The sequence below is a fragment of the Sphingobium sp. BHU LFT2 genome (genome assembly GCF_018604485.1).
Taxonomy (GTDB): domain Bacteria; phylum Pseudomonadota; class Alphaproteobacteria; order Sphingomonadales; family Sphingomonadaceae; genus Sphingobium; species Sphingobium yanoikuyae_A.
In genome coordinates, this window is the sequence record NZ_JAFCGW010000004.1 from 381,462 (window position 1) to 394,994 (window position 13,533).

13 protein-coding genes are annotated in these 13,533 nt (G+C 63.7%); 3 read left to right on the forward strand and 10 right to left on the reverse strand.

Features of this window, described 5'->3' with window-relative positions:
- Window positions 1-6: 6 nt before the first annotated feature.
- From JQK15_RS11225 to JQK15_RS11240, 5 genes are all read right to left on the reverse strand, one after another.
- Window positions 7-1,395 (reverse strand): TIGR03013 family XrtA/PEP-CTERM system glycosyltransferase, encoded by a 1,389-nt coding sequence (locus JQK15_RS11225; protein WP_122129364.1) that lies wholly within the window; start codon window positions 1,393-1,395, stop codon window positions 7-9.
- A 205-nt stretch (window positions 1,396-1,600) separates the two neighbouring features.
- Entirely contained in the window at window positions 1,601-1,858 is a 258-nt protein-coding gene (locus JQK15_RS11230) for a hypothetical protein (RefSeq protein WP_004211319.1), read from the reverse strand.
- An 82-nt stretch (window positions 1,859-1,940) separates the two neighbouring features.
- Complete coding sequence (locus JQK15_RS11235; RefSeq protein WP_251007695.1) at window positions 1,941-2,687, reverse strand: sigma-70 family RNA polymerase sigma factor; 747 nt, start codon at window positions 2,685-2,687, stop codon at window positions 1,941-1,943.
- Between the two features lie 82 nt (window positions 2,688-2,769).
- Entirely contained in the window at window positions 2,770-2,901 is a 132-nt protein-coding gene (locus JQK15_RS27275; RefSeq protein ID WP_004211316.1) for a hypothetical protein, read from the reverse strand.
- 92 nt (window positions 2,902-2,993) lie between these two features.
- Entirely contained in the window at window positions 2,994-3,788 is a 795-nt protein-coding gene (locus JQK15_RS11240; RefSeq protein ID WP_004211315.1) for a response regulator, read from the reverse strand.
- Window positions 3,789-4,118: 330 nt separating this feature from the next.
- On the opposite strand from JQK15_RS11240, the gene JQK15_RS11245 reads away from it, so the two are divergent.
- Together JQK15_RS11245 and JQK15_RS11250 are read left to right on the forward strand one after the other, a co-directional pair.
- Window positions 4,119-4,313 carry a NepR family anti-sigma factor gene (locus tag JQK15_RS11245; RefSeq protein ID WP_214865526.1) on the forward strand — a complete coding sequence of 65 codons (195 nt, stop codon included), beginning with the start codon at window positions 4,119-4,121 and terminating at the stop codon, window positions 4,311-4,313.
- A 59-nt stretch (window positions 4,314-4,372) separates the two neighbouring features.
- Entirely contained in the window at window positions 4,373-5,926 is a 1,554-nt protein-coding gene (locus JQK15_RS11250) for a sensor histidine kinase (RefSeq protein WP_214865527.1), read from the forward strand.
- A gap of 7 nt (window positions 5,927-5,933) precedes the next feature.
- Here the strand turns inward: JQK15_RS11250 and tgt are convergent, their stop codons facing one another.
- Together tgt and JQK15_RS11260 are read right to left on the reverse strand one after the other, a co-directional pair.
- Window positions 5,934-7,064: a tRNA guanosine(34) transglycosylase Tgt gene (gene tgt / locus JQK15_RS11255; protein ID WP_099234149.1), complete on the reverse strand. Its 1,131-nt coding sequence runs from the start codon at window positions 7,062-7,064 to the stop codon at window positions 5,934-5,936.
- 59 nt (window positions 7,065-7,123) lie between these two features.
- Window positions 7,124-7,306, reverse strand: a complete 183-nt coding sequence (locus JQK15_RS11260; protein ID WP_004211308.1) for a hypothetical protein — start codon at window positions 7,304-7,306, stop codon at window positions 7,124-7,126.
- A 235-nt stretch (window positions 7,307-7,541) separates the two neighbouring features.
- On the opposite strand from JQK15_RS11260, the gene JQK15_RS11265 reads away from it, so the two are divergent.
- On the forward strand, window positions 7,542-8,477 hold the full coding sequence (locus tag JQK15_RS11265; RefSeq protein WP_004211306.1) for a crotonase/enoyl-CoA hydratase family protein: 936 nt from the start codon (window positions 7,542-7,544) through the stop codon (window positions 8,475-8,477).
- Between the two features lie 3 nt (window positions 8,478-8,480).
- Here JQK15_RS11265 and JQK15_RS11270 read toward each other — a convergent pair whose 3' ends face one another.
- From JQK15_RS11270 to groES, 3 genes are all read right to left on the reverse strand, one after another.
- Window positions 8,481-10,472 carry a putative bifunctional diguanylate cyclase/phosphodiesterase gene (locus JQK15_RS11270; protein WP_214865529.1) on the reverse strand — a complete coding sequence of 664 codons (1,992 nt, stop codon included), beginning with the start codon at window positions 10,470-10,472 and terminating at the stop codon, window positions 8,481-8,483.
- 241 nt (window positions 10,473-10,713) lie between these two features.
- Complete coding sequence (gene groL / locus JQK15_RS11275) at window positions 10,714-12,357, reverse strand: chaperonin GroEL (RefSeq protein WP_004211302.1); 1,644 nt, start codon at window positions 12,355-12,357, stop codon at window positions 10,714-10,716.
- Between the two features lie 92 nt (window positions 12,358-12,449).
- On the reverse strand, window positions 12,450-12,737 hold the full coding sequence (groES, locus tag JQK15_RS11280; RefSeq protein WP_004211301.1) for a co-chaperone GroES: 288 nt from the start codon (window positions 12,735-12,737) through the stop codon (window positions 12,450-12,452).
- Window positions 12,738-13,533: the final 796 nt, after the last annotated feature.

The following is a 13,533-nucleotide window of genomic DNA, read 5'->3' on the forward strand; positions in this document are numbered from 1 at the left end:
TGCCGCTCAGCGCGCGCCGTCGGGCCAGAGGATCACCCGCACCGTCTGGATCAGGATCAGCAGGTCCAGGAAGGGCGTGTAATTCTTGGCATAATAAAGATCATATTCCAGCTTGTGGCGAGCGTCCTCGATCGACGCGCCATAGGGATAGTTGATCTGCGCCCAGCCGGTGATGCCCGGCTTCACCATGTGCCGTTCCGCATAATAGCGCAGATGCTGTTCCAGATCCTCGACGAACTGGCGCCGTTCCGGGCGCGGGCCGACGAAGCTCATCTCGCCCTTCAGCACGGTCCAGCTCTGCGGCAGTTCGTCGATGCGCAGCTTGCGCAGCCAATAGCCCAGGCGCGTGATGCGCGGATCGTCCTTCTCCGCCCAGACCGCCTGACCCTTGACCTCCGCATCCTGGCGCATGGTGCGCAGCTTCACGATCCAGAATTCCTGGCCATAGAGGCCGACGCGCTGCTGCCGGTAGAAAGCCGGGCCACGACTGTCGAGCTTCACCAGCAAGGCGGCGAACAGGATGATCGGGCCGGTCAGCAGCAGCAGGATCGAACTGGCGATGATGTCGAAGATGCGCTTGGCCATGCTGGACAGCCGACGACCGGCGGAAAAACCGTCGGAAAAGATCAGCCAGCTGGGATTGACGCTGTCGAGATCGACGCGCCCGGTCTCGCGCTCCAGGAAGGTGGACAGGTCGTTGACATGGACGCCGGTGGTCTTGATCCGCAGCAGGTCGGACATGGGGATGGCGTTGCGCCGCTCCTCCAGCGCCAGCACGACCTCGCTGGCATTGAGACGCACCACATAATCGGACATGTTATAGATGGCGGTGCGGTTGATCGCCTCCTCCACCACCTGGTCGCCGTCATTCATGGCGATATAGCCGACCACCAGGAAACCGGCGCCGCGCTTCTGTTCCAGGTCGCGGATGCGGTTGGCGCGCCGGCCAGCCCCCAGCACGACAAGGCGGCGCTTGAACGCCTCGCCGCCGAGGAGCGACCCCAGCAGCATGCGGGCCAGCAGCAGCAGCCCCATCGCCAGCCCCATCGCGTAGAGCGAATTGGAGCGCCACAGCGTGATGCCGGGCAGCAGGAAATACATGACCGAGAGGAAGATGACGCCGAGCGAGATGGCGACGAGCAGGCGGGCGAAGGCGAAGCGGATCGATTGCAGCGCTTCGGGGCTGTAGACGCCGACCGCGATCATGCCGGTCTGGATGGCGAAGGCAAAGCTCAGCAGCGGGCCGATGCGGGTCGCGATCGGCTCGACATCCATGCCGATCTGGTGCGCGCGCAGGATCCAGCCCGCTTCCGCCGCGCCGATCAGCAGCAGGAAATCGAGCAGGCCGAGCAGCAGTACCGCATGAGGGACATAATGTTTGAACAGCCTGATCATCGTATCGCGCTTCTTCCCGCAGCACCGCCCCTCCGGTCGGGAAGGGCCGCCAACTGGAGTCGGCCCAGCCTTACAACAAGCTGTAAGGAAATCCGACAGGGCTCAGACCCTGCCTGAAAATGGCAAAGAAAATCTGAAGATGGCGCCAATGGCTGTAAATCAAGGCGACACCGGATCGCCTTGCCCCGCCCGATCGCAAGGAGGTTCAGTTGTTGTTGCGCAGCTTGTCCGCGGCATTGCGCGCGGCTTCACCCACGATCCGGGCACCATTGTCGACCGAATCCGCCGCCTGGGTAATGGCGTCGGCGCGCCGATCCTCCCGGCTTTCGTTGGTGAGGTAGAAGAAGCCGATCGCCAGGATCAGGGCCAGCGCCACCAGCGCGAAGACGATGCCGCCGCTGCCTTGCGGACGATCCGAGCGTCGCCCGGTCCGATCCTGTCGATGTTGCGGGTCGCTGCCCATGGCTTCCATCCTTCCCATGGCCTTTCAACCGACAAGCCGGGCGGATCGTTCCCGATCACGCCGGGGCAAGTGCATCCCGCCCTCAATCCTCGACGGTCTTGCCACCCATGTCGTCATCGCCGTCGTCGTCGGCACCATGGTCGACCAGATTGTCGGAGATGCGACCCCGGCTCAGGCGATCGACATCGTCCATGATCTCGTCCAGCACCGCCGTGTCGGTCGTTTCCTGCGTCCGGCGCGAGGGCAACGCGCCCTCCTCCAATATCTGTTCGAGCGCGGCGCGACCGCGGGCCACGCGGCTCTTGATCGTACCGACCGCAACGCCGCAGATCTCCGCAGCTTCCTCATAGGCGAAGCCACCCGCGCCAACCAGGATCAGTGCCTCGCGCTGGGGCTGGGGCAATTGCAGCAAGGCGCGCTGCATGTCGCTGAGTTCGACATGCTTGTCCTGCCCCGCGGGAGCAGCGAGCAGCCGGTCGGCGGTCAGGTCGTCCCAGTCGCCGCGGAAACGCGAGCGGCGCATCTGCGAGAGATAATGGTTGCGCAGGATGATGAAGGTCCAGGCGCGCATGTTGGTGCCGGCCTGGAAGCGGGCACGGGCGGCCCAGGCCTTGAGCAGGGTTTCCTGGACAAGATCGTCGGCGGTGTCGCGATTGCCCGACAGGGAGCGCCCGAAGGCGCGCAGATGCGGAATGACCGCGGCCAGTTCTCGCTTGAACTCGCCGTCCGACAGTGCCTCGCGCGGCGCCTGGTTCAGCCCTTCATCCACGGCAGCAACCCCCGTTTCGACTGTCGCCCTCGCTGCATGAACCGAAGTCGTCAAAGCCATATATGCATCCGCACCCTAGTTCGATTACCGCCAAAGGCCAATTCCCAAGATACCCCTAGAAACGCCCATTTTTTCCACTGCCTTACCGCCAGAGAACCAGCAGCATAACGATCACGGCCAGTGCGAGCGAAATGCCCAGCACATAGCGAACAACGTGCGGCGTGGCACCGCCCCGTGCGTCCTGCGTCGAGATATGCTGCTCCTCGTCGGCCATCGGCCCTCTCCGAATCGTTACGCATATTTAACGCGTTAAAGCCGGGAGGGTTCCGCCGACCGTCACAAAGGATCGGCCGGCGGGAAGACAGGTCAGGCCGGGGCGGTTGCTTCGTCGAAGAAAAGCGCCTGCGAGATCGCGGCCTTGACCGTCGAGCGCTGGAACGGCTTGGTGATGAGGAAGGTCGGCTCGGGCCGTTCGCCGGTCAGCAGTCGTTCGGGGAAGGCGGTGATGAAGATCACCGGCACCGAGAATTCGGCGAGAATGTCCTTCACCGCGTCGATGCCGCTCGAATCATCGGCCAGCTGGATATCGGCCAGCACCAGGCCGGGCCGCTCCGCCAGCGCCTCGCGCACCGCATCCTCGCGGGTGACGGCGATGGCGGTCACGTCATGACCAAGGTCGCGCACGATCGTCTCGATATCCATCGCGATGATCGGCTCATCCTCGATGATCAGAACCTTGGCACGGGTCTGCGCCTCGATCTCCTCCAGCGCTTCCTCGACCAGGGCTTCGACATCGGCGGTGTCGAGACCGATCAGATAGCCGGCATCTTCCGTCGTGAAGCCTTCAAGCGCGGTCAGCAGCAGCGCCTGACGCGGCAGCGGGGTCAGCCGGGCCAATCGGGCATGGGCGATCGCCTCCTGCCCGATCGAGCCCGAGAAGCCGGGCTCGTCATCCAGATGCGAGGACGACCAGATCGCATGGAAGGTCTTGTAAAGGCCGAGGCGAGGATCGACACCGCTGGGAAACTCCTCCGGCGCGGCGACGATCGCTTCGAGCGTGGCGCGGACATAGGCATCGCCATGAGTCTGGCTGCCCGTCAGCGCGCGCGCATAGCGCCGCAAGAAAGGAAGATGGGGGTGCAGTTGCTGTCCAAGCGACATCGGTAAGTCTTCTCCCTGCCCTGTCGGGCCTGTTGTCCGAAACATCGGCTCGCCGGAGGATGGGATGACGATGCCGCGCTGGCAAGCCCCTCTCCCCCTGCCGCCGAATGACCGACGGTGCAAAAAATGCTTCGAATGCCGGAACCATCGACACCAAGATTTGTTTCACTCTCGTTCGGTTTTTTCGACGGTAACAGCTTTTTGGTGAATTTGCCCAGCTTGGTGAATTGACGCCGCTATGCGTTGCGGCGAAATAGCGGACAGGCTGGCGTCACGGATTTAGCTTCAAAGGGGCTGATTTTGGTTTCTTCAACAACGGAACGGGACAGGATGGGAGGGGATATTGACGTCGGCACGACCATCCGCGACCGCGACATGAAGACTGCGCCCGAACCACGCAAGCGCCGCACGGTCGCGAAAAAGGACGAGGCCCAGGTGTCCCAGGTGCTCAAGTCCGTCTATCAGCGCACGGTCGACGAAGATATTCCCGCCGAAATGCTGGACCTGCTCAGCAAACTGGACTGATCAACGCTGGTCGGGGCGGCATTTCCCTGCCGCCCATACAAGGACCCTCTCGATCCCCCATGACCATGTTCGGCGTCTATCTCCGGTCCACCGGCGTCAAGATGTTCCTCATCCTGACGCTCGCGCTGCTGCCGCTGGGGCTGATCGCGCTGGTGGCGTCGCTGCAGGCGATCCGCACCGCCGACCTGGAGAAGGAAGCGCTGCTGCGTGTCGCCGTGACCCAGAGCGCGCGTAAGCTGACCGCCGATCTCAACGCCGATCGCACCGCGCTGGGCCTGACCGTCAACGCGCTGGCCGATGGCAAGGCGGACGGCGAAATCTGCAACCGCCTCTCCTTCTTCCTTACCGCGCAGGACCGCAGCGGCATCCGATTCTATATCTATGACCGATCCGGCAAGAAACTGTGCGGATCGGCCACGCCGGAGCCGGCCGGCATTCCGCCCACACGCCGCTTCATCGGTCCACGCGTCGAACTGCTGTCGTCCGGCGACTTCCTGCTGTCGCGCACCCACAGCCATGATAACCGCGTCGCGGCGCTGGCCTATTATTCGCGGCCGCATCTCGAAAGCGTCGCCGATCCGGCGACCGCGCTGCAGAACCGGCAACTGAGCCTGCGCCAGGGCGAGCGGCAGATGATCGTCAGCCGCCCCGGCAGCCGGATCGACGGCCATAGCAGCAGCCTGTCCGCCCGGCTCGACCCGCCCGACATATTGCTGACCATGACGGTGCGCGAGCCGCCCGCGACGATCGCCCGATTGCTGTCGCTGTTCCTGCCGCTGGTGATGTGGTTCGCGGCCGCTGCGATCGGCTGGTTCGTGGTCAATCGGCTGCTGATCCGCCCGCTGGTGCTGCTGCGGCGCCAGGTTGCCGCCTATCAGCCTGGCGAAGTGCTGGAGCCGCTGCGGCGCATCCGCACGCCCGCGCACGAGATCAGCGACCTGGGCGACACATTCCGCGAGATCAGCGAGGATGTCGCCACCCATGAGGCGGAAATGGCCGCCGCGCTCGACACCCAGCGCAAGCTGACGCGCGAGGTGCATCATCGGGTCAAGAACAACCTGCAGATCATCGCCAGCCTGATCAGCCTGCACGCCCGGTCGGCGCATGAGCCCGAAGCAGTTTCGGCCTATGGATCGATCCAGCGCCGGGTCGATGCCCTGTCGGTCGTCCATCGCAACCATTTTGCCGAGCTGGAGGACAATCGCGGCGTCGGCGTGCGTCCGCTGATCAGCGAATTGTCCGCCAGCCTGCGCGGCACCGCCCCGCATGAGGCGCGCCGTTTCGGTATCCAGATCGACAGCGACGATGATCTGCACATCAGCCAGGATGTCGCCGTTCCGGTCGCCTTCCTGGTGACCGAACTGGTCGAACTGGCGATGCTGTCCGATCCGCGTGCGACGATGCGGATTTCGGTGCATCTGGAGGCCGATCGCAACGACCGCGCCCTGTTGCAGATGGCGTCGCCCGCGCTGCGCGCCGGGCCGGAAATGACTTTATTGCTGAACGAACGTTATGGCCGGGTGCTGACCGGCCTGTCGCGCCAGCTCCGCTCCCCGCTCGATCATGATGCTGCAACGGGCCGCTACAGCATCGCGATCAGCGTCATTCCCTGAAAAAGCGTCAGACCCGCTGATAGTCGCGGCGGAAATCGGCCGTGAAGGTCGACAATGTGCCGGCCGCGATATTGTCACGCAGGCCCTGCATCAGTTCCTGATAGAAATGGATGTTATGCTGGGTCATCAGCATCGCGCCCAGCATCTCGCCCGACTTCACCAGATGATGGAGATAGGCGCGGCTCCAGGTCGCGCAGACCGGGCAGCCGCAGCGCGGATCGAGCGGGCCCAGATCCTCGTTGAACTTGGCGTTGCGGATGTTGAGCGGGCCGGCCCAGGTGAAGGCCTGGCCATTGCGGCCCGACCGGGTCGGCAGCACGCAATCGAACATGTCGATGCCGCGCTCAACGGCGCCGACGATGTCGTCGGGCTTGCCCACGCCCATCAGGTAGCGCGGCTTGTCCTGCGGCAGCATGTCGGGCGCGAAGTCGAGCGTGGCGAACATCGCCTCCTGCCCCTCGCCCACTGCCAGGCCGCCCACGGCATAGCCGTCAAAGCCAATCTCGATCAGCTTCTCCGCCGAAATCTTGCGCAGCCCTTCGTTGAGCGAGCCCTGCTGGATGCCGAACAGGGCCGCGCGATCGGCATGGTCGCCGCCCGCGTCGAAGCCGTCGCGCGAGCGCTTGGCCCAGCGCATCGATCGCTCCATCGACCTGGCGGCCTCGTCATGGGTGCAGCCATTCTTGGTGCATTCGTCAAAGGCCATGACGATGTCGCTGTCGAGCAGCCGCTGAATCTCCATCGAGCGCTCGGGGCTGAGCATATGCTTGGAGCCGTCGAGATGGCTGGAGAAGGCGACGCCCTCCTCGCTCATCTTGGTGAGGGCGCTGAGGCTCATCACCTGATAGCCGCCGCTGTCGGTCAGGATCGGCCGGTCCCAGCCCATGAAGCCGTGCAGCCCACCCAGCCGTGCCATGCGTTCGGCGCCGGGGCGCAGCATCAGATGATAGGTGTTGCCCAGGATGATGTCGGCGCCGGTGGCGCGCACTTCGGCCGGGCGCATCGCCTTGACGGTGGCGGCGGTGCCGACCGGCATGAAGGCGGGCGTGCGGATCTCGCCGCGGCGCATCTGGATCGCGCCGGTGCGGGCCTTGCCGTCGGTGGCGGCGATCGAGAAGGAAAAGCGGGGCTTGGTCATCGCCGCGCTCTAGGAGCGAACGCCCGCGCGCACAAGAGCAGCGCGGTCGGAGCGCCGTTTCAGCCGGCCCGGCGGACGCCGTCGAACAGGGTCATCGCGTCGATATCGAACCCCTCGACCCGACGATAGCGGCCGATGAAGCGCAGACAATCGGTGGACAGGCGCAAGGTCCAGGGCTGGCCCTGCGCATCCTGTAGCGTGAGTGTCACATTCTTGCGGGCCGGAAGGCGATGCATGTCCATGCGATCGCTCTAATTAACAATGGTTAACAAAGGGCTGAGCAGTCGGGCTGAAAAGGGGAAACGAAAATTTCTGTTGCGATATCGCAACAACAATCTCCATTTTGGCGCATTTACCGCGCTTTCCGGGCAACAGTTGCGGATAAAAATGGTTAATGATCTGTCAACTATTTGTCCCGCACTGCATCATAAGCGCCGACCGTCGAAGGTTCAGATTCAAGAGAAAAATGGGGCGCACATGATTGATTCAGGACGCTTTAGTGCAGCTGACGAGCGCGCGACCGAGGTCGAAGCGGCATTCGAGATCGAAAGCTTTGGCGAGGATGCCGTAACGTCATCCCCCGCCCCTTCCCAACTGTTCGACCTGGGCCAGATCGACGTGCAGTGGGAGGCCGAATCCGAAACGCTCTGGGCGTTCATGACGCCGGCCAACCGACCCAATTTCAGCATGACCATGCTGCGCGACGTCCGCTACTGGTATGCCGAGACCAAGCGGCTGTTCGACGCTGGCCAGTTGCCGGTCAAATATATGGTGGCCGGCTCCCGCTTCCCCGGCGTGTTCAACCTGGGCGGCGATCTGGAACTGTTCGCCGGCTGCATCGAGCGCGGCGACCTGCCCGGCCTGGTCCAATATGGCCATGCCTGCATCGACGTGGTCCATCGCACCTGGCGCAATGGCGACATGCCGGTGGTATCGATCGCGCTGGCGCAGGGCGATGCGCTGGGCGGCGGGTTCGAGGCGCTGCTCTGTTTCGACGTGGTGATCGCCGAGCGCAGCGCCCGTTTCGGCCTGCCCGAAATGCTGTTCGGCCTGTTCCCCGGCATGGGCGCCTATTCGATCCTGTCGCGCAAGCTGGGCCGGCTGGCGGCCGAGCGCATGATCCTGTCGGGCAAGGTCTTCACCGCGGAAGAGATGTTCGACATGGGCATCGTCCATACGCTGGTGGAGGATGGCGAGGGGGAAGCGGCGGTGCGCGATTTCGTCGCCCGCAATCGCCCGCACCATGCCGGCCATGTCGGCGTCTATGAAGCCGGGCGCCGGGTCGATCCGCTGCACCATGACGAACTGAAGGATATTGTCGAGAATTGGGCCGCTTCGGCGCTCAAGACCGACCTCAAGGATATCCGCATGATGCGCCGGCTGGCGTCGGCGCAGACGCGGCTGACCAAATAAGGATCAGGCCAGGCGGCGCTGGCGGATCAGCGCCGCCATGTCATGGACATCGGCCCTGTTGCGGTTGAGCAGGGCCTGCAACTCGCCGATCGGGACCGGCCGGCTGAGGACGAAGCCCTGAACGTTGGTGAAGCCGGTTTCGCGGGCGTAGCGCAACTGTTCCTCGGTCTCGATCCCCTCAGCCACCGTCTCCACCTCCAGCGCGCGGGCCAGATAGGCGACGGACTGGGCGATGGCGCGGTCGCGGGGATTTTCGCCGACGCCGCGCATGAAGCTCTGATCGACCTTGATCGTGTCGAACTCATGGGTGCGCAGGGCGCCCAGCGAGGAATAGCCGGTGCCGAAATCGTCGAGCGCCAGGCGCAGGCCGATGCGGCGCAATTCGCTGAGGATCAGATGGGTGCGGCGGTCATCTTCCAGGAAGATGGATTCGGTGACTTCCAGTTCCAGCCGCCGCGCCTTGAGCCCCGACTGGAGCAAAGCGGAAATGACGGCGCGCGGCAGGCCGTCGGTCTTGATGAGCGCGGGCGAGATATTGACCGCGACCCGGATCTCCTCGTCCCAGCCCATCGCGTCGCGGCACGCCTGGGCCAGCGCCCAGTTGGTCATCGGCTCGATCAGGGCCGAGCTTTCGGCGATCGGGATGAACTCGGCCGGGGAAATCCAGCCCAGTTCCGGATGCTGCCAGCGCATCAGCGCCTCGCAGATGGTGATCCGGCCAGTCTCGGTATCGAAGATCGGCTGATAATGAAGTTGCAACTCGCCATTGGCGAGCGCGCTGCGTAGCCCGGTCTCCAGCTCATAGGTGCGGTTCTGCCGCTCCTTCATGGTCCAGTCGAACTGGGCATGGCGGTTTCGGCCCGCATGCTTGGCCTTGTAGAGGGCAAGGTCGGCATGCTGCAGCAGTTCGTCGCCATCGGCGCCATCTTCGGGCGCGACGGCAATGCCCATCGAGGCGGAGATGGTCAGGTGATGACCGCCAACTTCGAAATCGCCGGCAAGAATGCGGGTGATGTCGCCCGCGATCACTTCGGCCTGGATGCGGCTGACGCCGGGGCAGATCAGCACGAACTCGTCGCCGCCGAAACGCGCGACATGGCCGCGCCGGTCGAGTGCACGGGTCAGCCGCTCGGCCACCTGGCACAGAAGCTGGTCGCCGACGATATGGCCCAGCGTGTCGTTGATTTCCTTGAACCGGTCGAGGTCCATCCACAGGACGGCGGTCTGATCCGCATCGGAAATGCGATTGTCGAACAGGTCGCGCAGCCGCATCTGCATCGCCATGCGGTTTTCCACGCCGGTCAGGCTGTCATAGCGGGCCAGCCGCTCGAACTTGATCGCGAGGTTGCTCTTCTCCTGCTTGCCCTGCATCGCTTCCAGCACGATGCGGTGGGTGGTCTTGGTGATTTCCGCCATGGCGAAGATCATCAGGAAGCAGAGCACGCCAAGGACGACATAGCCGACGCCGCCGGCGATCAGCAGGCCGATCGAGGTTGGCAGCATGGTGAAGCAGGTCTGGCCGACCGCGACATGGACCCGGCCGGCATTGCGGCCGGAAATGCCGCCCGCATAGGAGGCGACCATGCCGACGGCCAGCACATGCAGGGTCGCATCCTGGCTGATCGTCAGGGTCGCAAGCGACTGAAGCCCGAGCAGCGCGGCATAGATCCAGGCGCCCATTTCATAGGCGATTCCCCAGATCGGACGCGCCGGACCATCCTGATGCGCCAGCGCGCGCTGGAAATAGACGGCCGAAATGGAGCGACTGATTCCCACGATCAGGACCAGCGCGGCGATGATGTGCATGGTCAGGACATGGGCCTGCCACGCGATCACAAGGCTGAGCGAACCTCCTGAAATCGCGCCGGAAAGTAGCGATGCCGGGGAGGCATAAAGCGCCTTGACGAGGCTATCCTGCACCTCAGCGCTCTGCTGGGTACGGGGCGCAAAGCGCGCGCGCAGGACTGCGCACAGATGGCGGACGAGGCGTGACACGTGCCAGCATAGTGGCGGATCAGCCTTGAGATTTGGTAAACCAGATGCCCACCAAAGCAGATCAATTCCGCTGCCCGATCAACAATATCCCCCTACCCCTACCCGGCCAAGGCACCGTCATATGGGGCCGGAAACAGGCTGTAGGACAGCGGAAAGGACGGGCACGAAAAAGGCCGGTGGATCGCTCCACCGGCCCCTTTCTTGTCGCATGTGCGAGAACTTCGTTTCGGTCGCGACCGAATTAGAAGTCCATGCCGCCCATGCCGCCCATGCCACCCGGCATTGCGGGCATGGCGGGCTTGTCTTCGGGCAGTTCCGAAACCGCAGCTTCGGTGGTGATCAGCAGACCAGCAACCGAGGCAGCGTTCTGGAGCGCGGTGCGCACGACCTTGGTCGGGTCGATGACGCCGGCGGCAACCAGATTTTCATAGGTGTCGGTCGACGCGTTGAAGCCGAACGAGGTGTCGGTCTGGTCAAGCAGCTTGCCCGAGACAACGGCACCGTCATGGCCCGCGTTGGCGGCGATCTGGCGAACCAGCGCGGTCAGCGACTTGCGGACGATGTCGATACCGCGGGTCTGGTCGTCATTGGCGCCAGCGACGCCTTCGAGAACCTTGGTCGCGTAGAGCAGCGCGGTGCCACCACCGGGAACGATGCCTTCTTCGACGGCAGCGCGGGTCGCGTGCAGGGCGTCGTCGACGCGATCCTTGCGCTCCTTCACTTCGACTTCGGTCGCACCGCCAACCTTGATGACGGCCACGCCGCCAGCCAGCTTGGCCAGGCGTTCCTGCAGCTTTTCACGGTCATAGTCCGAAGTGGTGACTTCGATCTGCGCACGGATCTGCTCGGTACGGCCCTTGATCGAGTCGGCATCACCGGCGCCATCGACGATGGTGGTGTTGTCCTTGTCGATGGTGACGCGCTTGGCGGTGCCCAGCATGCCCAGGGTGACGTTTTCGAGCTTGATGCCGAGGTCTTCCGAGATCACTTCGCCCTTGGTCAGAACGGCGATGTCTTCCAGCATGGCCTTGCGGCGGTCGCCGAAGCCCGGTGCCTTGACCGCAGCAACCTTCAGGCCGCCGCGCAGCTTGTTGACAACCAGGGTCGCCAGCGCTTCGCCTTCGATGTCTTCGGCGATGATGAGGAGCGGACGGCCCGACTGCACCACGGCTTCCAGGATCGGCAGGATCGACTGCAGATTCGAGAGCTTCTTCTCGTGGATCAGGATGTACGGATCAGCCAGCTCGACAGCCATCTTTTCCGGGTTGGTGATGAAGTAGGGCGACAGGTAGCCGCGGTCGAACTGCATGCCTTCGACAACGTCCAGCTCGAAGTCGAGACCCTTGGCCTCTTCCACGGTGATGACGCCTTCCTTGCCGACCTTTTCCATGGCTTCGGCGATCTTCTCGCCGACTTCCTTGTCGCCATTGGCCGAGATGATGCCGACCTGGGCCACTTCGGCCGAACCGGCAACCGGCTTCGAGCGCGACTGGATGTCCTCGACAACCTTGGCGACGGCGAGATCGATGCCGCGCTTCAGGTCCATCGGGTTCATGCCGGCGGCAACCGACTTCATGCCTTCGCGCACGATGGCCTGGGCCAGGACGGTCGCGGTGGTGGTGCCGTCACCGGCGATGTCGTTGGTCTTCGAGGCCACTTCGCGGACCATCTGGGCGCCCATATTCTCGAACTTGTCCTTCAGTTCGATTTCCTTGGCGACGCTGACGCCGTCCTTGGTGATGCGGGGGGCGCCGAAGCTCTTGTCGATGACGACGTTGCGGCCCTTCGGGCCCAGGGTCACCTTGACCGCGTCGGCCAGGATGTCGACGCCGCGCAGGATGCGCTCACGAGCGTCACGCGAAAACTTTACGTCCTTCGCTGCCATGATCTAATTCCTTTGAAAAATAGGGAAAAATGGAAAACCGAAATTCTGCGGGTTGCTGTCGCTCAGGCGACGATACCCAGCCCGTCGCCTGCTTAGGCGACAATACCCAGAATGTCCGATTCCTTCATGATGAGCAGGTCTTCACCGTCGACCTTGACTTCGGTGCCCGACCACTTGCCGAACAGCACGCGATCGCCGGCCTTGACGTCCAGCGGAGTGACCTTGCCGTCTTCGGCCTTCGAACCCGAACCGACGGAGACGATTTCGCCTTCCTGCGGCTTTTCCTTGGCGGTGTCGGGGATGATGATGCCACCGGCCGTCTTCGCTTCCGCTTCAATGCGGCGAACGAGAACGCGGTCATGCAACGGACGGAATGCCATGATGATTGCCTTTCCCTTTGTGCTGGGATGGGTCCGGCGCGGCCCGCAAGAGGAATGTCCCCGTGCGACATTGTGCCCCGCCTTGTCCTTCTCCCGATGAACTCTCTCATTGTTAGCACTCGCAGATGGAGAGTGCCAGCGGCATGCATATGGAAAAGTCGTTTCGCCGGTCAAGGGCGGGACGGGATAAAAATTTTCGCCGTCCCGATGGATCGGGGATCGATCGGACCGGCACGCAGGCCATAGCGCAACCACCCGGCCCCGTCATGCCGGGCGCGACGGACCGCACGGGGATTGCGACGCGACAGGCGGCAGGACTGGTAACAGCACAGGGACACGCGCCTGTCGAAGTTCACAGTGTAAACGGGGTTTCCGGGATCTTTGCACCGCCAACGCGCCGGGAACGCGTCGACTACGCGCCTGTCGCGCGTCGGGGGCATGGGGTGCGGGTCAGTGGCGCGCGCCCGTCATGCGGCGACGAAGCGACGGTGACGCGATACATAGGCGCCTGCCGCGCATCGATGAGGCTACAGGCGAGGCAGAGGCGGCGATGCAAAGAAAGGCGCTGATCCATCGCGCAGGGTAGATCAGAAATCGGGCATGTAGGACAGTCGCGGTGAAGCGAGCATCTCCGCTCGCAATGACGATATCCGGCTTTGACAGCTAACGACCACTTGCGGACCTGTTCCCCCTCCCGCATGCGGGAGGGGAATGGCGGAAAACCACCCTTTTCGTCATTCCCGCGCAGGCGGGAATCCATCTCCTGACCTCGCATCTTGTCCGAAGCTGGTGAGAT

Bases quoted from the DNA above. Each gene is read 5' to 3' on its own strand.
- JQK15_RS11225 (WP_122129364.1), bottom strand. From the start codon at position 1,395: ATGATCAGGCTGTTCAAACATTATGTCCCTCATGCGGTACTGCTGCTC.
- JQK15_RS11230 (WP_004211319.1), bottom strand. From the start codon at position 1,858: ATGGGCAGCGACCCGCAACATCGACAGGATCGGACCGGGCGACGCTCG.
- JQK15_RS11235 (WP_251007695.1), bottom strand. From the start codon at position 2,687: ATGGCTTTGACGACTTCGGTTCATGCAGCGAGGGCGACAGTCGAAACG.
- JQK15_RS27275 (WP_004211316.1), bottom strand. From the start codon at position 2,901: ATGGCCGACGAGGAGCAGCATATCTCGACGCAGGACGCACGGGGCGGT.
- JQK15_RS11240 (WP_004211315.1), bottom strand. From the start codon at position 3,788: ATGTCGCTTGGACAGCAACTGCACCCCCATCTTCCTTTCTTGCGGCGC.
- JQK15_RS11245 (WP_214865526.1), top strand. From the start codon at position 4,119: ATGGGAGGGGATATTGACGTCGGCACGACCATCCGCGACCGCGACATG.
- JQK15_RS11250 (WP_214865527.1), top strand. From the start codon at position 4,373: ATGACCATGTTCGGCGTCTATCTCCGGTCCACCGGCGTCAAGATGTTC.
- tgt (WP_099234149.1), bottom strand. From the start codon at position 7,064: ATGACCAAGCCCCGCTTTTCCTTCTCGATCGCCGCCACCGACGGCAAG.
- JQK15_RS11260 (WP_004211308.1), bottom strand. From the start codon at position 7,306: ATGGACATGCATCGCCTTCCGGCCCGCAAGAATGTGACACTCACGCTA.
- JQK15_RS11265 (WP_004211306.1), top strand. From the start codon at position 7,542: ATGATTGATTCAGGACGCTTTAGTGCAGCTGACGAGCGCGCGACCGAG.
- groL (WP_004211302.1), bottom strand. From the start codon at position 12,357: ATGGCAGCGAAGGACGTAAAGTTTTCGCGTGACGCTCGTGAGCGCATC.
- groES (WP_004211301.1), bottom strand. From the start codon at position 12,737: ATGGCATTCCGTCCGTTGCATGACCGCGTTCTCGTTCGCCGCATTGAA.